Below are 23,513 nucleotides of genomic sequence, written 5' to 3'. Positions count from 1 at the left end.
CGCGCTCGGGGATGCTCCCGCGCATGCCCTCTCGTTCAACGAGATGACGTGCGAAAATTCTGCGCAGCAACGCTGACCGGCATGCTGACATAGTTTGACAGCTCATCCCAACTAACCGAATCCGGACCCTCATATTCAAATAGTCATGAATGTTTGAAGATACCGAGATTTCAGCATTGTGATCCCGTTTTGAAACAGGGATTTACCGATAGATTTTTGCTATTGATCTCATCTGCAACTTTCTATTTTTTTATCGGTAAAGTGGCAGATATTACACGGCTCATCCGGATCCTGCAGGTCGAGTTCCCACCTCGTCATGCGAACATCTCGGTCGCGGATTTGCGCTGGGATAGGATATTGGGTGATGCTTGCATCGGATCGGGTCGTAGCCGGAATCCATGGGGCATCACCCACGTTTTTTGTTCAGCCGCCTCTTCGATGTCGTCCAAATAATTTGGATAGACCGATGTGTATTGCAGCCAAGCGAGTATTTGTTCTTCGAAGGCTTCATCGTGACCGGCGGCATTTCAAATTCAAAACCTAAAGAATGGCAAAGTTTGAAACATTGAGCACAGCAAGCCACATCCGCGTGCCCGTCATGGAGCTCCAATCCTCTAAATCACCTGTCGGTTCCTGACAGGACGCGGATCGATGCCTCATCGCATCTTGCTTGTTGCAGGGTTTTTCCCGCCATACTCCCCGCTGGGTGCAGTGCGGGCGCCGATGCTGGTGCGCTGGTGGCGCGATCAGGGCCATGATGTGCGCGTGATTGCGCTGGAGAACCCGGCGATCGCCGGCCAACTGGATCACTGCCTTGCACCAGAGGCGGTCAGGTACATCCCCTTCGGCCAGGCCGCCCCGCCCCTCGTACAGACGGTGGGCAGCGTCAAGAAGCTGCTGGTCAAACGCGAGAGCCGCTCCAATCCCTATCTGGCAAGCCTCCAGACGCTGTATCGCCAGATCGCCCATTTTCCCGACCGGTATCACAGCTGGATCAAGCCGGCGGTGGCGCAGGCCGTCGCGATGGCGGAAGAATGGCAGCCCGACCTCATCTACTCCACCGCACCACCGCATTCCGGCCATGTCGTGGCCTGCCAGATCGCGCGGCGATTGAACCGGCCCTGGCTTGCCGAACTGCGCGACCTCTGGGCGGGCAACCCCTATAACGATGGCCACCCGCTGTTCGATCCGATCCAGCGGCGCCACGCCTGGGGCACCCTGGCCCAGGCGGCGGGCCATGTCGCGCTCACTCGCGGTGCAGCCAGTCGCGTCTGCCGCGCGCTCCGTCGGCCGGTGACGCTGAGCTATAACGGCTTTGGCGCGGATGATTTCGATACCCTCGACACGGTGTCCGCGCATGATCCTGACCGGCTGACCATCGTCCATGCCGGAATCATCTATGCCGGTCAGCGCGAGCCGACCGTGCTGCTGGCGGCCCTTGCCAAGCTCGATGCCTCGGTGCGCGCGCGCATCCGGGCCGTTTTCTTCCACGACGAGGAATCGGCGGTGGTATCGGGCGCCGCGCATTTCGGCGTCGCGGACTGCATCGAGCTGCGTCAGCCTGTCCCGCGCCGCGATATCCTGAAGCTTGAGCGCGAGGCCGATGTCTTGCTACTCTGCCGCTGGAACGACCCGGCCGAGGACTCGATCATTCCGGGCAAGGTCTTCGAGTACATTGGCGCCCGGCGCCCGATCCTGACAATCGGGTCGGATACCGGCGAAGCAGCGGATATCGTGCGCGCAGGACCCTTTGGCGTGGTGATGACCCATCCGGACGATATCGCCCGCCAACTGGTCGAATGGCTGGCGCAAAAGGACGCCCATGGCGGCCGACTGCCCGATCTGCCCGAAGGTCCGACCCATGCCTATCTTCGCGAAACCCAGTTTCAACACGTGGATGCAGCCATTGCCGAAATCCTCCGCTAGCCCGGCCTCAGGGCCCGTACTCCATGGGTAGGGGCATGCTTTCCGCCTTGAAAACTGTTGCCCGCGATGCGCTTGATTGTCGGCCCTGGGTTTCCGGACACGGCGCCTATCTGCTCCACCAGGTCAGCGGTCGTGGCTCGATCGACGAGGCTGGCGCACACGATGACGCGGCGATGCGCGCTGCCGCCCGCTGGCTCGCCGCCGCACAGGACAGCCAGAACGATGGCGGCTTTTCAGGGCGTTACAAGCTCGCGCGCGGGTGGTCATCCAGCTACCCGGAAACCACCGGCTATATCATTCCCACCCTGCTGAAGCTTGCTGACCTATGGGACGAGCCGGAATGGCACGACCGCGCGGCGCGGGCGATCGACTTTCTGCTGGGCCAGCAACTGCCCGATGGTGCCTTTCCCGGGGGAGAGGTGCTGGAAAACCGCACTAGCCCATCGCCGTTCAACAGCGCCCAGATCCTGCATGGGTTGACCCATTGGGCGCGCAGCACGGGCGACACCCGCGCTCAGACCGCTGCTGCCCGCTGCGCGGCGTGGCTGATGTCGGTGCAGGACGAAGACGGTGCCTTTCGCCGCCATTTCTATCTGGATGTCGCTGCAACCTATGCGGCTCATCTGAGCTGCTGGCTGGCTGAATATGGCGAAGCCTTTGGCGACAGCGCTGCACTGGCCAGCGCGGAACGGCATCTCGACTGGGTCCTTGCGCAACAGGACAGGGCAACCGGCTGGTTCGACCTGGCCGGATTTACCGACGATCAGCACAGCGGCCGAACCGCCTATACCCACACCATCGCCTATACGGTGGCCGGTGTCCTGACGAGCAGCCTGATCCTGAAACGCGAGGACGGGATTGCCGCGGCGCGCCAGGCTTCCGAAGGGATCATGCGGCGGCTCGAACTGTCCCGCTGGCTCCCCGGGGTGCTCGACTGGCGCTGGCGCGAGGTGGAACACCCGCAATGCCTGACCGGCAATGCCCAGATGGCGCTGATCTGGTTTGCCCTGACGCGGCATGAAGGCGACTGGCGCTTTGCAAATGCGGGCTTCAAGGCGCTCGACCTGGTCAAGCACGCGCAGCTACGCGACAATGTGAACCCGGGACTGGCCGGAGGGATCGGCGGATCGGACCCGGTATGGGGCAGCTACATTCCCAAGGCGCTGCCCAATTGGGCCGCGAAATACTTCATCGACGCCCTGATCGAAAAGCGCGCGCTGCTGCAGGCGGCCGGCACGCCGCCATGAAGATCGCGCTGCTCACGCATCGGCATTCCTTCAAATGTGCAGTGATCGGCTCCGCGCTGGCGGCGCGCGGCGTGCAACCCGATTTGATCGTCTTCGAGCAACCACCTCTCGCGCCCGCCGGAGCACGGCTGCGCCAGCTGATCCTGGAGCGCGGACCGCGGGGCCTGACGGACAAGCTGCTCTCGAAGTTCGGCACTCAACGCGAGGACGGGACAACAGAGCCGGGCCATTCCGGCCAAAGGCTGGATGCGGCCAGCTATGCCGCGCAGCACGCCATCCCGCTTGTCGACCTGCCCGACCTTGCATCTTCGGCATCGCTCGATCGGCTTCGGGCAGAAGCAATCGACCTGATGATCCATTCAGGCGCCGGCATATTGCGCGCGCCGCTGCTCGCTCTGCCCCGGCTTGGCGTGCTCAATGCGCATATGGGGGTGCTGCCACGCTATCGCGGGATGAATGTCGCCGAATGGGCAGCGTGGGAAAACGGCCCGCTGGGCGCCACGCTGCACTGGATCGATCCCGGCATCGATACCGGACGGATCATCTCAACCGTCCCTGTCGCCCGGCAAGGCCTGCGCGATGTCGCCACGCTGCGCAACGCAGTGGATCAGGCCCAGACCGCAGCGCTCGCGGATCTGGTGGCACGAATGGTGGCCAGCGGTGAGCCGCCTGCGGCGACCCCCCAGCGGCGCGAGGATGGGCAGCAGTATTTCACCATGCATCCGCTGATCGTCGAGGTGCTCGAACAGCGCCTGGCTCAATCGGCATAGGCTGCGCACCAGCGATCGAACATCGCGATGCCCCACAGTTGTTCCAGCGCACGGCGTTCGTTGGCGCAGGCGCGCGCGACGATCGGCTGAAGGCCATCGAGCGATATCCAGTTGTGGAATTCCCGGCTGACCGGAACGTAGCCACCTGCATCGCGCAGCCGCTCGGCGAACCATGGGAATATCGGCAGCGGGAACCCCCGCTTGGGCGCATTCAGCACCGCGTCGGGCAAGCGCGTGGCGACAAAATCACGCAGCACCGCCTTGGTGCGGAATTGTCCATGCGCGCCGATCCTCGCCTCCATCGGCGTCATCTGGCACCATTCGACCAGCGGCAGGTGCAGGAAGGGAACCCGCGTTTCCAGCGATGCCGCCATGGCCATCTTGTCCGCCTTCATCAGCAGATCCTCGACCAGCCAGGTGCCGAAATCGGCCTGCTGGCTTTGCGCCAGCGGGTTGACCGTATCGGCAAGGCTGTACCAGCCCTGCACCAGATCGAAGCTGGGTACCATCGGCGGACCTCGCCAGAACGCCGCCTTTTCGGCATCACTGATCGTCCAGCCAATGTGCGCGGCCATGCCCCGGCGATAGGCGCCAGGCCCCCCTTTCGCCATCGCGCGCAAGATCGATGCGCGATCGGGCGAGACGAAACGCGCGGCCAGACCCAGCAAGGACCGGGGCACATGGCCATAGCGCCGCTCCACTTTGGCCAGGGTGGCAAGGTCGGTTGCGCGGGTATAGCCAAGCAGCAGCTCATCCGCGCCTTCGCCCGACATCGCGACCTTTACATGCTCGCTCGCCTTGCGGGAGAGCAGATAGAGCGCAGCGCCGGTCGCATCGCCATAGGGCTCGTCAAACGCGCGGACCACATCGTCGAGCGCATCGAAATAGTCGGCCCGCGCCATGCGGATTTCATGATGCGTCGTGCCGAACCGCTCGGCAACGGCGCGCGCCAGCGGCAATTCGTCATCGCCGCCCGCGCCATCGCCGCTGATCGAGAAGGTGTGGAAATCGCGATGGCCAAGCTCGCTCGCCGCCGCCACGATCGCCCCGGAATCGAGCCCGCCCGAGAGAAACGCGCCAACCGGCACATCGGCCGCAATAATGTGGCTGTCGACCGCTGCGATGAACTGGTCGGCAAATTCGCGGGCATAATCCCGCCCCGGCACGAGCGCCCCGGGTGTCAGATCAGCACGCCAGTAAGTTTCGATGGTCTGGCGGCCATCGCCAAGGTTGCGCCTGAGCATCTGGCCTGGGCCAAGCTTGCCGATGCCGGCCCAGATCGTGCGATCAGGCGCCATGAAGCGGAGGGACAGATAGTCCCAAACCGCCTGCGGATCGATCGCAGGCCGGCCCGGCAGCGCAGCGAGGATCGCCTTGATCTCGCTGGCAAAGAGGAATTCGCCGTCATGTTCCGCAATATAGAGCGGCTTGATGCCGACCTGATCGCGCGCGAGGATCAGCTCGTTGCTGCGCGGATCATGGATCGCAATCGCGAACATGCCGTGCAGGCGGGCAAAGGCCGCCACCCCTTCGGCATGATAGAGATTGAGGATGACCTCAGTGTCCGATCGGGTCCGGAAGACATAGCCTCTCGATTCAAGCTCGGCGCGCAACGACTGGAAATTGTAGATCTCGCCGTTGAAGACAATGGTGACGCCATCCGAAGTCATCATCGGCTGGTGACCGGTGCTGAGATCGATGATCGCCAGCCGCCGCATCGCCAGGGCAAGCCCGGGTGCAAGATGCACGCCAGCATCGTCGGGCCCACGGTGGACGATCGCCGCGTTCATGGCGGCTATACGGCTTGCCAGCCGATCCGGAGCGTCTGCAGATAACAGTCCAACAATGCCGCACATCGCCCGATACTTAGCGAAAAACGGTTAGCAAAACACTATTCGATGCATCGCCCCACGTGTTTCGGAGTCTCATCCTACAGCTAACCGATCGAAGTCATGTAATCGCGCCGGGTTGTCCAGTTCCCGGCAGAAAGGCAATTCGCCCCGGGCAAACCAGAATGCGGCTCCTGCAAGCCAGAGCCCCAGCGACCGTTGTCCAGCCGCAACCGGTGATTTGGCCTTTTTTTCTCACAACCCCAGATCGTCGAGGCCCGGATGATCATCGGGCCTGCGGCCTAGCGGCCAGTGAAATTTGCGCTCGGCTTGCGTGATCGGATGTTCGTTGATGCTGGCAAAGCGCCTGGCCATCAGGCCGTCTGCGTCAAACTCCCAGTTCTCGTTGCCATAGGCGCGGAACCACTGGCCGCTGTCATCATGATATTCATAGGCATAGCGAACCGCGATGCGGTTGCCGCCGAATGTCCACAACTGCTTGATCAGGCGATAGTCGAGCTCGCGGTTCCATTTGCGGGTCAGGAATGCCTCGATCTCGGCATGGCCTGTCGGGAACTCGGCGCGGTTGCGCCATTGGCTGTCGCGAGTGTAGGCCAGAGTCACCTTGGCAGCGTTGCGGCTGTTCCAGCCATCCTCGGCCAGGCGGACCTTCTCGCGCGCGGAATCTTCTGTGAACGGCGGCAGAGGCGGACGGGACATCGGGCAGTTCCTTTTTGGCTGAAACTCAATGGGACACCATGGGAGCGCGAGCAGCGATCATGGGCGGTTCGTTGCAAGGGCTTGCGCATTCCATTGCCCTCGCCAGCTGACGAAAGCCGCTTTTCTGGACGGAGGGCCCGCCGGGGAGCAGCATCAGCAGGGCAATGGCGGCCATCAGCAGCGGCAACAGACCCTTTTTGTTTGCGCCAGGTGTCGGTCGATCTCCCAGTTGCGGGTCGATCAGCACCATGGCCTCTGCCGAGAGGCCGAGGTGCAGGTTGGCATGCGGGTCGCAGGTCATAGTTCGATCTCCAAGGCTTCGCTGCCATCGGCGGGAACCGCCGAGCAGACCAGGATTTCGCCGGGACCGACCGGCGCGGTGGGTGGAACGGGATAGGCGACCTTGCCCTTGAGCAGCCGCACCGCACACGATCCGCACGATCCGGCGCGGCAGCTGTGCTCGGGCTTCAGTCCGCGCGATTCTGCCAGCTCGAGCAACGAACCGCTGGCGGGCTGCCAGCGCGCTTCCTTGGCCGATGCGGTGAACACCACCGTGACGCTGGCGGCGGAGGGTTGTGGAAGCTGCGGAACGGCTGCGCTCTGGTCCGGCTTGCGGACCAGAGCGGACGGACCAAACGCCTCGGCATGGATGCGCGCGTCGATGACGCTCAGGTCGCGCAGGCCGTCGTACAGGTCCTGCATAAATCCGCCCGGGCCGCACAGATAGAAGTCGTAATCGCCAAAGGGCAGGATCTGGCGGAAAGTGTCCGCCGTCAGCCGGCCCACACCATCATGGTCGCGGCCGGTCCGCTCATGGGGGCCCGGCTGGCTGACGATGCGCACAACCCTGACTGCGCCCTGCGCTGCGGCGACCAGCGTATCGATCTCGGCATCGAAAGCGCGTTCCGCCCGGTTGCGCGCGGTGTGGATCAGCCAGGTCTGGCGAGTGCTGCGGGTACGCAGCCCCTCGAAGACGACCTGCCGCAGCATCGCCAGCATCGGCGTGATCCCGACACCTGCAGCGACCAGCACTGCCGGGCGGGTGGCTGCAGCATCGATGGTGAAGCCACCTGCGGGGGCCTTGGCCTCGATAACACTGCCTTGCCGCACATGATCGTGCAAGAACCGCGAGACACGGCCATCGCGCTTCACACTGATGCGATAGCCGGCGTCGGACGGCGCGCAGGAAATTGTGTACGTCCGCAAGATCGGGTCGGTATCGCCCGGCAGCGTGACCCGGATCGGCAGATGCTGGCCCGCCTTGTGGGCGATCAGCCCCTTGCCGTCGTTCGGCATCAGATGGAACGAGCGGATCGTGCTGCTTTCGTCGACGACATCGGTGACCACAAAGGGCCGCCAGCTTCTGGCGAGAGCTTCGGCCTCGATGCGCCGGGTCGCGGTGTCCCAGTCTCCCGTCATCAATGCATTGGGCGACCAGCCGTTCGTGCGCGTCGCCCAGCGCAGCGCCAGCGCGCCGCGCCGCAGGATGATCCGGCGCGGGTTGAAGGTCCACAGCCGCTCCGCGCCTTGGAAGGCCGAAATTTCCGGAGAGTCGAGAATGACCTCAGCCGTGCCGGTCATCTGCACGACATCTCCTGTCGCAAAATCGGTAAAAATCAGGCCGGCGCGCGAATTGACCAGGATGTTGCCCAATGTGTTGAAGAACAGGTTGCCGGCAAAATCGGGAATGGTGAGCGTGCCGCCCGGATCGATCCGCACGAAGCCGCTCTTGCCGCCGCGGTGCGACACATCGACCTGACGGCCCGCATCGGTATCGACATAAGAGGCGACGAAGAAGGTGTCTGCGGCAGCGACGATTTCACGGGCCAGGCCGTCGAGGACAACCGCTTCCTCGCGCTGGGCCTGCGAGGGGAGCGCAGGATCGCGTACGAAGGAAAAGTCGCGCAGCTGAATGTATTGGGGGCAGTTGCCGTAGCTTTGAACGACCTCGACACGGTGCCCATCCGCGCCGGTGCGGCGCAGCGTGCCGTTCATCCGGTTGCGGCGGCGGGTATGGAGCTCGATCCCGAGCAGCCCCACCGCATCGCCATCGCCGAGCCCGGCATCTGCCGGGTCGAGCGGGTCGCGCTGCAGCGCAAAGTCCAGCGTGCGGGGATCGGGCGAGGACACGAAACCGGGATTGCCCACCGCCAGTGTCGCCCAGGCGTCTCCCTGCGGATCGACCGCGCCCACCACGATCACCGGCAGCTGCTCATAGAAGTCGCGGTGCTGATCGGGCATGAAGTCACGCACGATTTTGCCCCCGATTGTGGCCATCCGATCGGCGGCGCCGACCGTCTGCTGCATCGCCACCTCGCCTGCGTGCCAGGGTGCTTTTGGATCGGTGGGTGTCATGTCGAACTCCTCTGGCGATGCGGGAAAGGCGGGCTGGCAGCGTGTTCGGGGGGCGCTGCCAGCCCGGCGGGACAATCAGGCGGCGATGCGCAGCCCTGCGACGGTGCGCTGGAAGGGCGCAAACCCGTCGAGCGCCTCGATCCGGCGCAACCAGGCGAGGACCTGCGGATAGCCAGCGAGATCGACATTGCCCTCGGGCGCGTTGGCAATGTAGCTGTACAGCGCGATATCGGCGATCGTCGGCTGAGCCGCGCCGATGATCCAGTTGCGCCCCTTGAGTTCGGCATCGATCTGGCCCAGCACTGCATGGGCGCGCGCAATGACTTCCTCAGCGTTGAACTTCGCCCCGAACACGGTGATCAGGCGGGCTGCGGCCGGGCCGAAGGCGATCTGTCCGGCGGCGACCGACAGCCAGCGCTGAACAGCGGCCGCGCCCTCAGCGGTATCGGGCAGCCAGTCGGTGCGGCCGAACTTGCGCGCGGCATACACGAGGATCGCATTGGAATCCGCGATCACGGTGTCGCCATCAATCAGCACCGGCAGCTGCCCGAAGCGGTTGAGCTGGAGAAATTCGGGCTTCTTGTGCTCGCCTGCAGCGAGATCGACCACGATCTCTTCGACGTCTGCACCGATCAGCGAAAGGAACAGGCTGGCGCGGTGCGCATGGCCGGAGAGCGGGTGGGTATAGAGTTTCATCTGGCATTCCTTCGGTTGGGGGCCGGTCGAACCGGATGCCCAAGAGATACGCTTATCGCGCGCTTGGAAGAATGACCGGCGAATGAAAGAAACTATTCCATCTGGGGAAACAATGGTAAGCACCGGCAATGGATCGATTGCATGCCATGCAGGTGTTCGCCGCCGTCGCGCGCAGTGGCGGCTTCGCGGCGGCCGCGCGGCAGCTGGGAATGAGCCCACCTGCGGTGACCCGGGCGATCGCGGCGTTGGAAGACCGCATCGGGACAAGGCTGTTCAGCCGCACCACCCGCAGTGTCTCGCTGACCGAGGCGGGGCATCGCTATCTGGTCGATGTCGAGCGGCTTCTACAGGAACTGGACGATGCCGAGGCTGCAGCGCAGGGGCTGCATGCCTCTCCGCGGGGGTTGCTCACCATCACTGCCCCGGTGATGTTCGGCCGATTGTACATCGCGCCGATCCTGCTCGACTTCCTTGACCAGCATCCCGATGTGACCGGACGGCTTCTGCTGCTGGACAGGGTGACCAACCTGCTGGAAGAGGGCATGGATGTCGCGCTGCGCATCAGCCATCTTGGCGATTCGAGCATGGCCGCCATCCGTGTCGGTTCGGTGCGGTCGGTGATCTGTGCGTCGCCCGACTATCTCAAGCGCCAGGCCGTCCCCCAGCATCCCGGTGACCTTGCCGCTCACCGTCTGATCGTCGCGACAAGCTCGCTCGGCATTCAGGAATGGCGCTTCGGCAAGGATGACAGCCTTGCGGTGCGCATCAACCCGGCGCTGGTGTGCAATTCCAACGCCGCGGTGGTCCAGGCAGTCGAGAGCGGTTGGGGAATCAGCCGGCTGCTATCCTACCAGGTCGGCCCGTCGATTGCCGCAGGCCGCATAAGGCTGGTGCTGGAAAGCTTCGAACGCGCCCCTCTGCCCGTGCATCTGGTCCACCTCGAGGGCAGACGCGCCTCGGCGAAAGTTCGCGCCTTCATCGATTTTGCCGCCAGCAGGCTGCGTAGCGATCCGGTGATCAATCCTCGCTAGGTCCGCAGATTACCCACTTTCTTGACAGGAGCTGCCAGCAGCAGCGGGATCAGGTGGACAGGATCGGGGAAGAACGAAGCGCGCGCGCTCTTGCTTCGATTGCGATGCGATAGCCGACGCCAGGCTTGTTGATGATCAGCCTGCAGCTGGCAGGATCGGCCTCCACCTTCTTGCGGAGTGCGCGCACGGCGACACGCAGATAATCCAGATCCTGCCGATGCGCCGGTCCCCAGACATGCTCGAGGAGGTTTTCGTGGGTGATCACCCGTCCGGGTCTGTCGGACAATGTCCGACCGCTTTGGCGCCACGATCAGGCCCTCGCAGCCGGCAACTGCAAGCCAGCATTGTGACAGATTTTTTACGTCAGCCTCGATCTTTTCGCCAATTGTCCTATAGCCCCCTCTTGGTGCGCGGCGGGAGGCACGAACTTACCAAGGACTTTTGAATGACCGTAACCCTTTACTCATCTAATCCGCCAGCTTCTGCACGGCAGCGGCCATGAGCGCCGTAAGCCGGATACAAGGCAATCTGCTCGCGGCTGCTGAACGCAGGCTGCTCAACTGGCTGTGCGCGCGCCTGCCTGCATGGGTGTCTCCCGATGGTCTGACGCTGATGGGATTTTGCGGCGCATTGACCATCTTTGCAGGCTATGGTCTCAGCCTGTACCGGATCGAATGGCTTTGGCTGGCGATTGCCGGATTCTTCATCAACTGGTTTGGCGATTCGCTGGATGGCAGCCTGGCACGCTACCGCAAGATCGAGCGGCCAAATTACGGCTACTTCATCGATCACAGCATGGATGCCTTGTCCAACCTGATCATCGTCGTGGGTCTGGGCCTGACTGCTTTCATTCGCATGGATGTCGCGATGTTCGCGCTGGGCAGCTATCTGCTGTTATCGATCCACACATTTCTGGCGGCCCGTGTCACAGGCGAATTTCGGTTGTCCTATCTGGCTGCCGGACCCACCGAATTGCGGCTCATCCTGATCGCTATGAGCCTGGCGATGTTCACCACACGGCCGACAACGGTGATGGGCACGGGCCTTTCCCCATTTGATCTGTTCATCACTGCCATGGGCGCAGGGATGATGGTCCTGTTCATTGTCCAGACTGCGGTCACCGGGCGCAAGCTGCACGCACTGAGAAAATAATCCCGGTTAGAGGCGTCCAAGGCCACACTTTCAGGACACTGCGCGCCGACGCGACCTAGATGCTTTCAGGCGTCTCGCAGGCTCATTGCCACCGCCTCGGCAATCTTGATCCCATCGACAGCGGCCGAAAGGATGCCCCCGGCATAGCCCGCACCTTCGCCTGCTGGAAAAAGCCCCAAGGTGTTCAGGCTTTGAAAATTGTCACCCCGGGTAAAGCGGATCGGGGATGACGTGCGGGTCTCGACGCCAGTCATCAGAACGTCGGGGTGATCATAACCCGGAATCTGCCGACCGAATACGGGAAGCGCCTCGCGCATCGCGACGACGGCATAGTCGGGCAGGCATTGCGCAAGATCCGTCATGTGCACGCCGGGTTTGTAGGATGGAATGACCGACCCAAGCGCTTGAGAGGGGCGACCCGCCAGAAAGTCCTCCAGCCTTTGGGCCGGGGCCTTGTAGCTCGATCCACCCGCGACATAGGCCAGCGACTCCCAGTGGCGTTGCAGCTCTATCCCTGCGAGCGGATCGCCCGGGAAGTCGCGCGCTGGATCGATCGCGACCACCAAGCCGGAGTTCGCGTTGCGCTCGTTGCGTGAATACTGGCTCATGCCGTTGGTGGCTACGCGGCCTTCTTCGGACGTCGCAGCGACCACGGTGCCGCCGGGGCACATGCAGAAGCTGTAGACCGTCCGGTCATTACTGCAGTGGTGCGAAATGTGATATTCGGCTGCACCGAGAATGGGGTTGCCTGCATCGACGCCGAAGCGCGATCTGTCGATCCACGATTGCGGGTGCTCTATCCTGACCCCGATTGAAAACGGTTTGGCCTCGACATGGACCCCGGCGGCATGCAGCATCGCAAACGTATCGCGCGCACTGTGGCCGATCGCCAGCACGACATGATCGGCCTCCAGATACGCACCGGTGCTCAGGTGGACGCCGCGAACCCGGCGATCGCCCCTGGAGTCGATGGCAATGTCTATTCCATCGACGCGGCTTGAGAAGCGATATTCGCCGCCGAGCTCCTCGATGGTCCTGCGCATGCTCTCGACCATCGTCACCAGCCGGAACGTCCCGATATGCGGATGCGCCTCGGTCAGGATCTCGGCCGGTGCCCCGGCCTTGACGAATTCGGTCAGAACGTTGCGGTCGCGATTGCACGGATCCTTGATCCGGCTGTAAAGCTTGCCATCGGAGAATGTGCCCGCACCCCCCTCCCCGAATTGGGCGTTCGATTCCGGATTGAGGACCCCGCGTCGCCAAAGGCCCCAGGTGTCCTTGGTCCGCTCACGAACGACCTTGCCCCGGTCGAGGATGATGGGTCGAAATCCCATCTGGGCCAGTATCAGCCCGGCGAAAAGGCCGCATGGCCCTGCGCCGATGACCACGGGCCGCTTCGAAGTGCCGCTTGCAGGTGCCTTGGCGACCAGATGATAACGAGGGTCCGGGGTGCGCTGGACGTTGCGATCCTTGCGAAAGCGCGCGAGCACCGCGGTCTCGTCCTTCACGTTCACATCGACGGAATAGACCAGCTGGATGTTGGCCTTGTCGCGCGCATCATGCCCGCGGCGCGCAACGACGTGGCGAATCAGATCGCGTGGGCCGATCCGCAGCCGCTTGCAGATGGCGGCGGGCAGCGCTTCGTCCGGATGATGGAGCGGCAGGGTGAGTTCGGTGATGCGGAGCATTGTGCAACGTTAGTAGACGGATAGCACAGAATGCCAATCACTCATGTGCAGCCTGTCGCGAACCCATTGTTCGGCAGAAGAATGGCCAGGTAACACCTCCGGGCCTGAGCCAAAGTGCTCGAAAATCCGCCGAAGCGCCGCCGTGTCGTGCTCATCCCGGGCAGTCTCGATGGCATCCGCAGCACAGCGCCCATGATGCCGCGACCAAGCATATCACCGCACGCCTGCCTGGTGCATCAATAGCCGTGGTAATGGCCGACCTGATCGACAATGGCTGTTGAACACAGCGGCTGGGCATATGGGGGAAGGATGAGGCCGGGCCGGATACCGGATCACGCGAAAACAAATCGACGCCCTGACAGGATCACAGGATGGCAACGCTATCTGACCAGGTTGGGTATCTCAAAGAGCATGACAATCATGAGCATTGGATGCTCAGGGAGATGCATGACAGAAGGGTCAACCACATAAATGTCGGCTTCACCGAGGTTTCAGGTAGTCGCCCTGGCGGAGAGGGTGGGATTCGAACCCACGGTGAGCTCGCGCCCACGCCGCATTTCGAGTGCGGTACATTCGACCACTCTGCCACCTCTCCGGCCTGGCTGGGTCAGGGAACATGCCTTGACGCCCGAACGGGTTCCCGCAGTGCAGAAAGCGATGTGGTCGATCTGCGGGAAGGCGGGCCATTAGCGCAGGCATTGCGGCTTGCCAAGGGGAAACCTGCTGTGCAGATGCGGAAAGCTTGTATGCTGCGGCGCAACACCCTAGATTGAGGATATGAGCAATAATTCCTTCCGATCCGGCAATGACGATGCGTCGGGGGTCACCCAGTCTCCCGGCGGCGTGATCATGCCGCGCATATCCCGCGCGCGCTATGCGATTGGCGATGTGGTGCGGCATCGCATCTTCGATTTCCGCGGGGTGGTGTTCGATATCGACCCCGTGTTCGCCAACAGCGACGACTGGTACGAATCGATTCCCGAAGAGCTGCGCCCTGCCAAGGACCAGCCCTTCTATCACCTGTTCGCCGAGAATGCGGAGAACAGCTATATCGCCTATGTCAGCCAGCAGAACCTCGTGACCGACGACAGCGGCGAGCCGGTCGATCATCCCGCGGTGCCGCAATTGTTCGGTCCGTTCAGCGAGGGTCGCTACCGCCTGCGCACGATGCACTGATTTTCGGCCGTATCCGGGTTTAAGCCCGGATCAGGAGCGCAGCTTCCATCCCGAGCGCAGCAATGCGTAGCAGGCAAAGCCCAGCGCGACGTTGATCGCCAGCAACAACCCCGCGCCCAGCAGCAGCGGCGAATCGGCCGAGCCGATGAAGCCATAGCGGAAGCCCGAGATCACGTAGAAGAACGGGTTGGCGTGGCTGAGCGTGCGGAACGCTGGCGCCATCGCATCGACCGAATAGAAGGTCCCCGAAAGCAACGCGAGCGGGGCGACCACGAAGTTGGTGATGGCAGCGGCGTGATCGAACTTCTCGGCCCATATCGATGTCAGCACGCCCATGAACGCCAGCATCATCGCGCCCATCAGCCCGAACCACAATATCGCCAGCGGATGCTGCGGAGTCACGTCGATCCCCGGCCACAGCAGCATCGCCAGCCACACCGCTGCGCCGACCAGAAACGCGCGGGTGACCGCGGCGATGACCAGCGACACCAGCACTTCAAGCTCGGACAGCGGCGGCATCAGATAATCGATGATCGTGCCCTGGATCTTGCCGACCAGCAGCGAGAAGCTGGAATTGGCAAAGCTGTTCTGCATCATCGCCATCACGATCAGCCCGGGGGCGAGGAAATCGGCGAAGGGCACGTCCAGCACGGTGCGTCCGCTGCGCCCCAGAGCGACCGTGAATATCACCAGATACAGCATGGTGGTGATCGCCGGAGCCCAGATGGTTTGCAACTGGACCTTGAAGAACCGGCGCACCTCTTTCATATAGAGGGCTTTCAACCCTCCCCAGTTGATCGTGCCAATCCGGACGGTGCCTGGCTCTGCAAAGGCCGGACCCGTTCCCAATTCGGGCCGATTGCCCGCCGCAGCAGCGGCGGCGGAGGGATTTGGTGCTTGATCGTTCATGGTGGTTGCGCCTATCGGCGGACACCAGACCGGGCAAGCCCCAATTGGTCAAGAAGGAATTGCTGTTCATGTCATGGACCGACGAGCGCATCGATCAGCTCAAAACCATGTGGGAAAAAGGCCTCACCGCCAGCCAGATCGCTGAAGAGCTGGGCGGGGTCAGCCGTAACGCGGTGATCGGCAAGGCGCACCGCCTTGGCCTGAAGTCGCGTCCCTCGCCGGTGAAGCCGGGCGAGGCCAAGCCCAAGCCCGCCAAGAAGACGGAGGCACCCAAGCCCGCCAAAAAGGTCGAGGCTGAGGCTGCGAGCGATGCGCCGCCGTTCAAGGTCGACGCTCCTGCCCAGCCCGTGCGCGCCGCGCCGGCACCAGCCCCTGCACCTGCACCTGCTCCGCGCCCTGTCGAAGCCGCCGATGTGGCCGATGACGCGGACGAAGGCGATCTGGATGCCGGAGCCGACGCCGTTGCAGCACCCAAGCCGCAGCCGCGCATCGTCTCGGTCGGTCCCGGCGGGTTCTTGCGTCAGGGCCCCGGCGACCAGCAGGCGCCGATTCCGCCTGCCCCGCCGCGCCGTCTGGTCCCTGCCCGTCCGAGCGCAGAGATTGCCGACAAGACCACATTGCTCGATCTGACCGACCGCATCTGCCGCTGGCCGATGGGTCACCCGGGCGAGCCGGATTTCCACTTCTGCGGCCAGGCGGTCAATCCGGGCTTCCCGTACTGCGTGGAACATTGCGGACGTGCCTATCAGGCGCAGCTGCCCCGCGGCACGCGTCGCCCGCCCCCGCCCATGCCGTTCGGCGGACCACGCGTCCGCTGATCAACCTTCGATAGCAGCGGATAAGTCCGGCAGCGTGCTTGCCGGACCGCTGCATTGCGCCCTATAGCAGGCGGCATGTCAGACGATCTGTTCGCAAAATCGCACGCCCCTGCCGAAACCTATGATGCCTCTGCGATCGAGGTGCTCGAGGGGCTTGAGCCGGTGCGGCGCAGGCCGGGCATGTATATCGGCGGCACCGACGAGCGCGCGCTGCATCATCTGGCCGCCGAGGTCCTCGATAACTCCATGGACGAGGCGGTGGCAGGCCATGCCAGCCGGATCGAGGTCACGCTGCGCCCGGGCAACCATCTGACGATCAGCGACAACGGCCGCGGCATCCCTGTCGATCCACACCCCAAATTTCCCGGCAAATCGGCGCTCGAGGTGATCCTCACCACGCTGCATTCGGGTGGCAAGTTCTCGGACAAGGCCTATGCCACCAGCGGCGGCCTGCACGGCGTCGGCGTGTCGGTGGTCAACGCGCTGTCGACCGAACTGCTGGTCGAGGTCGCGCGCAACAAGGAATTGTACGCGCAGCGTTACTCGCGCGGCGCGCCGCTGGGCCCGCTCGAGAAGGTGGGCGCCGCCCCCAACCGGCGCGGCACGACGATCAGCTTCGTGCCCGATGAGGAGATCTTCGGCGCAGGCGCAAAGTTCAAGCCCGCGCGGCTGTTCGCGCTCGCGCGCTCGAAGGCGTATCTGTACGCCGGCGTCGAGATCCGCTGGAAATGCGATGCCGAGCTGTCCGATGACAAGGTGCCGCAGGAGGCGGTGTTCCAGTTCCCCGGTGGCCTCGCCGATCACCTGCGCGAGCAACTGGGCGGGCGCGAATGCGCGACCTCGGATTTCTTCGCCGGGCGGCAGGATTTCCCCGATGGCAAGGGCCGGGTCGAATGGGCGGTCGCCTGGCCATTGTGGAGCGACGGCAGCTACAGCTACTATTGCAACACCATCCCGACCCCCGATGGCGGAACGCACGAGTCAGGGCTGCGAGCCGCGATCCTGAAAGGGCTGCGCGGCTTTGGCGAGCTGATCGGCAACAAGAAGGCGACGCAGCTTACCGCCGAGGACGTGATGACCGGCAGCGAACTGATGCTCTCGGTGTTCATCCGCGATCCGCAGTTCCAGAGCCAGACCAAGGACCGGCTGACCTCGCCCGAGGCGGCGCGTCTGGTCGAGAACGCAGTGCGCGACCATGTCGACCACTTCCTCACCGACAATATGGAGCGCGGCAAGGCGCTGCTCGGGCTGGTGCTCGAGCGGATGGACGAAAGATTGAAGCGCAAGGCCGAGCGCGAGGTCAAGCGCAAGACCGCGACCAGCGCGCGCAAGCTGCGCCTTCCCGGCAAGCTCACCGATTGCAGCAACGACGGCACCGGGGTCGAGGGCGCGGAAACCGAGATCTTCATCGTCGAGGGCGACAGCGCAGGTGGCTCTGCCAAGCAGGCGCGCGACCGCAAGACCCAGGCGATTCTGCCGATCCGCGGCAAAATCCTCAACGTCGCTTCGGCCAACAGCGCCAAGATCGGCGCCAACCAGGAAATCGCCGATCTGGCGCTTGCGCTGGGCTGCGGGACCGGCAAGCATTGCGACCCGGGCCAGCTGCGCTACGACCGGATCATCATCATGACCGACGCCGATGTCGACGGCGCGCATATCGCGACCTTGCTGATGACCTTCTTCTTCCAGGAGATGCCCGATATCGTCGAGGCAGGGCATCTGTACCTCGCCCAGCCGCCGCTCTACCGGCTCGTGGTTGGCGCCAAGAGCTGGTACGCGCGCGACGATGCGCACCGCGCCGAGCTCGAACGGACGATCCTCAAGGGCAAGAAGGTCGAGGTCAGCCGCTTCAAGGGCCTGGGCGAGATGAACCCCGGGCAGCTCCGCGAGACGACGATGAGCCGCCAGAGCCGATCGTTGCTGCGGGTCACGCTGCCGCCCAATTACGAGCAGTATTCCGCGGTCAAGGAGCTGGTTGGCGAACTGATGGGCAAGAACCCCGAGCACCGCTTCAACTTCATCCAGAACCACGCGGCGCAGGTCGACCGTGAAGCGATCGACGCATAGCCGATCGCACCATCCGTCTGTCGTTCCCCGGCGGTGGGGAGTCCGCGCGCTCGTCATCGTTGCGTGGATGAGCCCCTTCATGGTCGCCGCCCAGACGCCCCCGCCGCCCTCGCCCGCATCGCAAACGCTTTTCGACCAGCCCGCTGCCAATGTTCTTGCGCTGATGCAGGACAAGGCTGCGGCGCCGGACATCTTCGACCCCGCGTTTCTTACCGCGGTCCCTCCCGAGCAATTGGTCTCGGTAATCGCCTCGCTCAAGACGCAGTTCGGCGAGCCGCAGACCCTCGAGGCGGTGCGGCGGATGGACGTGCGATCGGCCAGTATCGATATTCGCTTCGACAAGGCGGTGGTCACGTTCACCATCGGCGTGCTCGACGGAAGGCTCTCGGGGCTGTTCATCACAGGATCGCGCACCCAGGGCGACACGATGGAGCAGATCACCGCAGATATCGCCGCGTTGCCCGGTCGCAGCGGCTTTGTCGTGCAACAGCTGACCCCCAGCGGTGCGCAGACCATCGCCAGCCACCGCCCGGATGAGCGCTTTGCCATCGCCTCGGTGTTCAAGCTGTACGTGCTTGCCGAGATCGACCGGGCGGTGCGCGCGGGCGAGCGCCGATGGAGCGATGTGCTGCCCCTGTCGCAGAAATCGCATCCCTCGGGAATCGCGCAGGATTGGCCCGACGCCGCGCCGATGACGCTGCAGACGCTGGCGACGCTGATGGTTTCGGTCAGCGACAACAGCGCCACCGACACGCTGATCGCCGCCATAGGCCAGGAAAAACTTGCTGCGATCGTCCGCGCGAGCGGACACTCCCGGCCGTCGGACATGATCCCGCTGCTCTCGACCCAGGCGGTGACGGGGCTGAAGATGCCCGCGAACGCGGCGCTGCGCGACCGCTTCCTCGCCGCGGACGATGCCGAACAGACACGCCTTGTCGCCGATGCGGGCGACACGTTGCGGCTCAAGAACCTCGATCTTGCAGTCTATACCGGCGGCCCCAACCAGATCGACACGATCGAATGGTTTGCCAGCCCCGCCGATGTCGCGCGGCTGCTGGCGATGCTGGAGCGCGATGGCGACCAGGTGACGCGCGCGATCCTTAAGGTCAATTCCGGGATTCCTCCGGTCAACGCCGGACGCTGGGCGTATCTGGGTTACAAGGGCGGGTCGGAGCCCGGGATTATGGGCATGAGCTTTCTCGCCCGCACGAAGCAAGGCGACAGCTATGTGATCACGGCCTTTGCCAACAACCCCGCCGCCGATATCGACCAGCCCGGCTTTATCCAGCTGATGACCCGGCTGCTCGATCGGCTGGCTGCTGGCGATGCGCCAGCCACTCGTCCCTGAGCAGACCGAAGATCAGGCTGTCACGCACGCCGATATGCGTTTCCCATTCGGCGCGCAGATAGCCTTCGCGGACAAAGCCCATCGACGTCAGCAGGCCGATCGAGTGAATGTTTTCAGGATCGGTATCGGCAAACACGCGGCGCTGGCCTTCGGTCACCAGCAGCTGGTCGAGCACCATGGCCACCGCTTCGCGTGCAATCCCCTGCCCCCAGGCCGGGCGCGCCAGGATATAGCCGATCTCGCTGACGTTCTCGCGCCGGTCATGCGCGGCGACCCAGCCCAGCGCGATGTCTTCGCCGGCCCGCGTGATCGCCCAGCTGCGCCAGTTGCCCACAGCTGCCGGTTCCAGATAGGTGCGGGTTTCCTCGACCGACCGGTGCGGGCCCGACGACCACCAGGTCATCAGCGCTTCGTCGGAAAGCACGGAAAACAGCGCTGCAGCATCGTCGCTCCGCACCTGACGCAGCACCAGCCGCTCGCTGGTCAGCACCGGCATCGCCACCGTGGTCATGCCGCTGTCAGCGCGTCGACCAGCGCGCGGACCTTTTTCTGCCGCCATTGCGGTGTGGGCGCGACCACCCAATAGGCACGCCGCGCCGGGCGAGCCTCGCCGATCGCCACCAGCCTGCCTTCGGTCAGATCGCGTTCGGCGAGCAGATAGGGCACGGTCACGCTGCCAAAGCCGGCAATTGCCGCATCCAGCCCCAGTCCCGCATCGGCGACCTGCATCACCGCCCTGTCTTCGGAATCATTGCTGTCTTGTCCGCGCGTGCAGCCGGGCCATTCGATCCCGCGATTGCCATCATATCCGGGCGCAGCCACGGTGACGAACTGCGCCGGGCCGATCTGCGCCCCCTCGAGCTCCGCCGGGCCATCGGCAAGCCGGATCGCGCAATCGAGGTTCGCCTCGGTGAAGTCGATGTCGCTGTCGCCCGAGACCAAAGTGTAGCGGATTTCGGGGTTGGCGGCAGCATAGCCAATCAGCCGGTGGTGCAGCCATTTGGCGGCAAAGTCACGCGGCACCGCGATCGTCAGGCGGAAGCTCGACTGGCCTTGCTGCATCGCGCGCACGGCTTCCTCGAACTGCAGGAAACCCCCGCGCAGCGCATCGAGCCCGGCGCCAGCCTCGTCGGTCAGTTCCAGCCCCTTGGGCGTGCGGCGGAACAGCACGACGCCCAGCATGTCCTCCAGCGCGCGAATCTGCTGGCCGACCGCAGCCGGCGTCACCGCGAGCTCGTCTGCCGCGCGGGTGAAGCTCAGATGGCGGGCGGCGGCATCGAGCACACGCAGGCCGTTGAGCGGAAGATGGGTACGCTTCATAAGGAGCGCTGATTAATCGGCAACTGCCGGGGCGACCAGCGGAAAACGCGGAATTTCGACCGCGATCAGTTCATCATCGTCGCGCATCATCCGATAGACGCCTTCCATCCGCCCGGTTGGGGTGGTGAGCGGGCAACCCGAGACATAATCGTGCGACTTGCCCGGAAGGATCACCGGCTGTTCGCCGACCACGCCTTCGCCATCGACCTGGTGCACGCCGCCGCGGCCATCGGTAATCACCCAGTGGCGGGTGAGCAGCTGAACGGCGCTGTCGGAATGATTCTCGATACGGATGTGATACGACCAGAACCAACGGGCACTGTCCGCGCGCGACCGGTCCGGCAGAAAGCTGACCGCCACCCGCACCGTGATTCCCTGGGTGGTGGCAGAGTGGGTGAAGAACCTGTCCATGCTGTCTGAAAATCGGTCCATGGCTATAATATGCCTCTTAATCCGGTGAGGCGAAAGGGGGCACGGGAGAAATTCCTGGAAGCGTGCGCCTGGGCGAGCCTATTTGCCGCTTTCCTTTTTCAGATACGCGATCACATCGGCGCGGCGCTGGGCATCGGCCAGGCGGAACCCCATCTTTGCGCCTGGGATGAACGCCTGCGGACTGGTGAGCCATTTGTCGAGGCGCGCGGCGTCCCAGGCGAATTTCGCCTTCTTGAGGCCCGGCGAATAGGCAAAGCCGGGCGCACTGCCCGCCTTGCGCCCGAAGATACCGCGATGCGCAGGGCCCACACCATTGGCATCGGGCGCATGGCAACCGGTGCAGTTGCTCTCATACACCTTCGCGCCGCGCGCGGGGTCGCCTGCTGCGGGCGCGCTCTGTGCGGCGGCGGGATGCGCGGCGGTTGTCGCGACCAGCACGGCAAGCACGAGCGACTTGGGGGCAATCATCAAAATCCAGGCTCCGCAGATGGTTAGCAAGCGCGGGATATAGGCGCGAGCTGGTGCGGTTCCAAGGCGCCGGTCACATCATTCGGCAGGCGCGGGCATGGCCTCCGGCTTGACGCGACGTCCGGTGATCATCGCGATCAGCCGCGGGACCGGGCCGTGGCGGTCCATCCAGGCGGCATAGGCCGCATAATCGGGGTCTGCCATCAGGTGCCGCTCCTCGGTCCGCGCACGCCAGTAATAGACCCCCGACACAGCGGCGAGCAAAGCGGCGTTGCGCACGCCATCCTGCCAGGTGCCGCTGGTGACCAGAAACGGCATGGTGGCAAACCACCAATAGGCATTCTTGGAAAGATACGCCGGGTGCTTGGTCCAGCGATAGGGCCCGTGCGTCAGGATGCCGCGATGGGTAAGGTTGGAAAAACGGATCCCGAAGGCCACCGTCGCCCAGGCATAGATCCCGGTCAGCAGCACCAGCCAGGCGCCCCAGACGATCAGCAGCGGCGTGTTGCCCTCGAACCAATAGGCCCAGTCGGCGGTGTTGACGTGATAGTTGAGCGGGCCGTTGTCCCCCATCATGATGAACGGCGGATAGCAGATCAGCGCAGCTGCCCAGCCCGCCATATAGGGGTTGGCGGTGCGGATGTGCGAATCCAGCGGCTTCAATGTCAGCGCATAGCCCACGGTGGCGAACTGCACATCGACCAGGAACATCGCGATGATCAGCCAGTTGGCGATCCACACCGGGTTGGTCACGATCTCGGCGACATTGGCATTGACGATATCGGCATAGCCGCCCGGCACGATCGACAGCATGAAGGCGAGGAAGAAGCCCTTCACCGCCCACGCGCGCAGGTGGTGGAAGATCGCCTCGCGGTCCCAGCCCGGCTGGCCCGAAATCATCGCGCCGAAATGCCACGCGCCGTCGTGCGGGTCCTTCAGATAGCGGTCTATCCAGATGACATAGGGGATCGAGAGGAAGAACAGGAAAGGCGAGGCATAGATGAACACGTTCATCGAGAACTGGTAGTTGCCCATCCAGTACCAGCGCGCCACCGCATAGATCGCGGCGATCCCCGCCCAGGTCATCCACAATCCGGTGAGCTTGATCATGCTGGCATCGATGACATCCTTGACCGCCCTGGGGTGCGCCCAGTCCAGCCCCGTGCTGGGGCGCAGGTGCACCTTGTCGACCAGCAGCGACCACAGCACCATCGGCAACCCGGTGGCGATGCAGCAGACCAGCGCCGCATTGGGGCCGTTCCACGCATAGTGCCGCGCCAGCAGCACCCAGCCGATCAGCCCGACAAGCCCGATCAGCCCAGCGCCATGGCTGACGGCGCTGGGGGGACACGGATCATGCAGAGGTGCAGCAGAGCTTGGCATGTTGCAGCCTCCTTAACCCATATTGGTAAGCAAGGGATGAAGGAATTTCAGGGCCGGCACCCGCCGCCAGTTTGCGACAAAATACATCGCGCGCGCACGAATGCTGCTCGACTTGGCGCAGCGATCATGCACAAGTCGCAGCTTCGCGCGGAACAAATGCCCGGCGCACGGGTAAGAA

The 23,513-nt window shown here is 63.8% G+C and carries 22 protein-coding genes and 1 tRNA gene; 9 read left to right on the top strand and 14 right to left on the bottom strand.

What is annotated here, in order from left to right:
- Positions 1 to 651: 651 nt before the first annotated feature.
- The 3 genes from IP68_RS06755 to IP68_RS06745 are packed head-to-tail and all read left to right on the top strand — an operon-like array spanning position 652 to position 3,943.
- Complete coding sequence (locus IP68_RS06755; RefSeq protein ID WP_082382177.1) at positions 652 to 1,926, top strand: glycosyltransferase; 1,275 nt, start codon at positions 652 to 654, stop codon at positions 1,924 to 1,926.
- Between the two features lie 47 nt (positions 1,927 to 1,973).
- Positions 1,974 to 3,173, top strand: a complete 1,200-nt coding sequence (locus tag IP68_RS06750) for a prenyltransferase/squalene oxidase repeat-containing protein (protein WP_054134180.1) — start codon at positions 1,974 to 1,976, stop codon at positions 3,171 to 3,173.
- Positions 3,170 to 3,943 carry a formyltransferase family protein gene (locus tag IP68_RS06745; RefSeq protein WP_054134179.1) on the top strand — a complete coding sequence of 258 codons (774 nt, stop codon included), beginning with the start codon at positions 3,170 to 3,172 and terminating at the stop codon, positions 3,941 to 3,943. Before IP68_RS06750 ends, IP68_RS06745 begins: the two co-directional genes overlap by 4 nt.
- On the opposite strand, the gene asnB is transcribed toward IP68_RS06745, so the two are convergent.
- From asnB to IP68_RS06720, 5 genes are all read right to left on the bottom strand, one after another.
- A complete protein-coding gene (asnB, locus tag IP68_RS06740; protein WP_082382174.1) occupies positions 3,931 to 5,799 on the bottom strand; it encodes an asparagine synthase (glutamine-hydrolyzing) in 1,869 nt (622 codons plus the stop codon). The genes IP68_RS06745 and asnB overlap by 13 nt on opposite strands.
- Before the next feature lie 228 nt (positions 5,800 to 6,027).
- On the bottom strand, positions 6,028 to 6,492 hold the full coding sequence (locus IP68_RS06735) for a nuclear transport factor 2 family protein (RefSeq protein ID WP_054134177.1): 465 nt from the start codon (positions 6,490 to 6,492) through the stop codon (positions 6,028 to 6,030).
- Between the two features lie 25 nt (positions 6,493 to 6,517).
- Positions 6,518 to 6,793: a hypothetical protein gene (locus IP68_RS06730; protein ID WP_054134176.1), complete on the bottom strand. Its 276-nt coding sequence runs from the start codon at positions 6,791 to 6,793 to the stop codon at positions 6,518 to 6,520.
- Positions 6,790 to 8,847: a pyridoxamine 5'-phosphate oxidase family protein gene (locus IP68_RS06725; protein ID WP_054134175.1), complete on the bottom strand. Its 2,058-nt coding sequence runs from the start codon at positions 8,845 to 8,847 to the stop codon at positions 6,790 to 6,792. Before IP68_RS06725 ends, IP68_RS06730 begins: the two co-directional genes overlap by 4 nt.
- A 75-nt stretch (positions 8,848 to 8,922) precedes the next feature.
- The gene (locus IP68_RS06720) at positions 8,923 to 9,543 is read right to left on the bottom strand and encodes a glutathione S-transferase family protein (RefSeq protein WP_054134174.1); all 621 of its coding nucleotides are present in this window, start codon (positions 9,541 to 9,543) and stop codon (positions 8,923 to 8,925) included.
- A gap of 128 nt (positions 9,544 to 9,671) precedes the next feature.
- Here IP68_RS06720 and IP68_RS06715 point away from each other — a divergent pair, with 128 nt between their 5' ends.
- On the top strand, positions 9,672 to 10,574 hold the full coding sequence (locus IP68_RS06715) for a LysR family transcriptional regulator (protein WP_054134173.1): 903 nt from the start codon (positions 9,672 to 9,674) through the stop codon (positions 10,572 to 10,574).
- 49 nt (positions 10,575 to 10,623) lie between these two features.
- Here IP68_RS06715 and IP68_RS06710 read toward each other — a convergent pair whose 3' ends face one another.
- Positions 10,624 to 10,860, bottom strand: a complete 237-nt coding sequence (locus IP68_RS06710) for a helix-turn-helix domain-containing protein (RefSeq protein ID WP_082382173.1) — start codon at positions 10,858 to 10,860, stop codon at positions 10,624 to 10,626.
- Between the two features lie 212 nt (positions 10,861 to 11,072).
- On the opposite strand from IP68_RS06710, the gene IP68_RS06705 reads away from it, so the two are divergent.
- Positions 11,073 to 11,726, top strand: a complete 654-nt coding sequence (locus tag IP68_RS06705) for a CDP-alcohol phosphatidyltransferase family protein (protein WP_054134171.1) — start codon at positions 11,073 to 11,075, stop codon at positions 11,724 to 11,726.
- 65 nt (positions 11,727 to 11,791) lie between these two features.
- On the opposite strand, the gene IP68_RS06700 is transcribed toward IP68_RS06705, so the two are convergent.
- Positions 11,792 to 13,414 carry an NAD(P)/FAD-dependent oxidoreductase gene (locus IP68_RS06700; RefSeq protein WP_054134170.1) on the bottom strand — a complete coding sequence of 541 codons (1,623 nt, stop codon included), beginning with the start codon at positions 13,412 to 13,414 and terminating at the stop codon, positions 11,792 to 11,794.
- 505 nt (positions 13,415 to 13,919) lie between these two features.
- A tRNA-Ser gene (locus IP68_RS06695) sits at positions 13,920 to 14,009 on the bottom strand.
- Between the two features lie 254 nt (positions 14,010 to 14,263).
- On the opposite strand from IP68_RS06695, the gene hspQ reads away from it, so the two are divergent.
- Entirely contained in the window at positions 14,264 to 14,590 is a 327-nt protein-coding gene (gene hspQ / locus IP68_RS06690) for a heat shock protein HspQ (RefSeq protein WP_054134365.1), read from the top strand.
- Between the two features lie 30 nt (positions 14,591 to 14,620).
- Here hspQ and IP68_RS06685 read toward each other — a convergent pair whose 3' ends face one another.
- Positions 14,621 to 15,499 carry an ABC transporter permease gene (locus tag IP68_RS06685; protein ID WP_054134169.1) on the bottom strand — a complete coding sequence of 293 codons (879 nt, stop codon included), beginning with the start codon at positions 15,497 to 15,499 and terminating at the stop codon, positions 14,621 to 14,623.
- A gap of 68 nt (positions 15,500 to 15,567) precedes the next feature.
- On the opposite strand from IP68_RS06685, the gene IP68_RS06680 reads away from it, so the two are divergent.
- The 3 genes from IP68_RS06680 to IP68_RS06670 all read left to right on the top strand — a co-directional run bounded on the left by IP68_RS06680 (position 15,568) and on the right by IP68_RS06670 (position 19,732).
- Positions 15,568 to 16,317 carry a GcrA family cell cycle regulator gene (locus tag IP68_RS06680; RefSeq protein WP_054134364.1) on the top strand — a complete coding sequence of 250 codons (750 nt, stop codon included), beginning with the start codon at positions 15,568 to 15,570 and terminating at the stop codon, positions 16,315 to 16,317.
- Between the two features lie 75 nt (positions 16,318 to 16,392).
- On the top strand, positions 16,393 to 18,384 hold the full coding sequence (gene parE / locus IP68_RS06675; RefSeq protein ID WP_054134168.1) for a DNA topoisomerase IV subunit B: 1,992 nt from the start codon (positions 16,393 to 16,395) through the stop codon (positions 18,382 to 18,384).
- Positions 18,385 to 18,463: 79 nt separating this feature from the next.
- Positions 18,464 to 19,732, top strand: coding sequence for a serine hydrolase (locus tag IP68_RS06670; protein WP_197275744.1), 1,269 nt, complete (start codon positions 18,464 to 18,466; stop codon positions 19,730 to 19,732).
- Here IP68_RS06670 and IP68_RS06665 read toward each other — a convergent pair.
- The 5 genes from IP68_RS06665 to IP68_RS06645 all read right to left on the bottom strand — a co-directional run bounded on the left by IP68_RS06665 (position 19,665) and on the right by IP68_RS06645 (position 23,335).
- Entirely contained in the window at positions 19,665 to 20,243 is a 579-nt protein-coding gene (locus tag IP68_RS06665; RefSeq protein WP_197275743.1) for a GNAT family N-acetyltransferase, read from the bottom strand. The two genes, IP68_RS06670 and IP68_RS06665, sit on opposite strands and share 68 nt — an antisense overlap.
- A complete protein-coding gene (locus IP68_RS06660; RefSeq protein ID WP_054134166.1) occupies positions 20,240 to 21,052 on the bottom strand; it encodes a LysR family transcriptional regulator in 813 nt (270 codons plus the stop codon). Before IP68_RS06660 ends, IP68_RS06665 begins: the two co-directional genes overlap by 4 nt.
- 12 nt (positions 21,053 to 21,064) lie before the next feature.
- Entirely contained in the window at positions 21,065 to 21,463 is a 399-nt protein-coding gene (gene apaG / locus IP68_RS06655; RefSeq protein WP_054134362.1) for a Co2+/Mg2+ efflux protein ApaG, read from the bottom strand.
- Positions 21,464 to 21,562: 99 nt separating this feature from the next.
- Positions 21,563 to 21,952: a c-type cytochrome gene (locus tag IP68_RS06650; RefSeq protein WP_054134165.1), complete on the bottom strand. Its 390-nt coding sequence runs from the start codon at positions 21,950 to 21,952 to the stop codon at positions 21,563 to 21,565.
- Positions 21,953 to 22,030: 78 nt separating this feature from the next.
- The gene (locus IP68_RS06645; RefSeq protein ID WP_054134164.1) at positions 22,031 to 23,335 is read right to left on the bottom strand and encodes an isoprenylcysteine carboxylmethyltransferase family protein; all 1,305 of its coding nucleotides are present in this window, start codon (positions 23,333 to 23,335) and stop codon (positions 22,031 to 22,033) included.
- Positions 23,336 to 23,513: the final 178 nt, after the last annotated feature.

The organism is Blastomonas sp. AAP25, from assembly GCF_001295965.1.
In the GTDB taxonomy this organism is placed as follows: Bacteria; Pseudomonadota; Alphaproteobacteria; order Sphingomonadales; family Sphingomonadaceae; genus Blastomonas; species Blastomonas fulva.
This window is presented reverse-complemented; position numbering and strand designations above follow the sequence as displayed.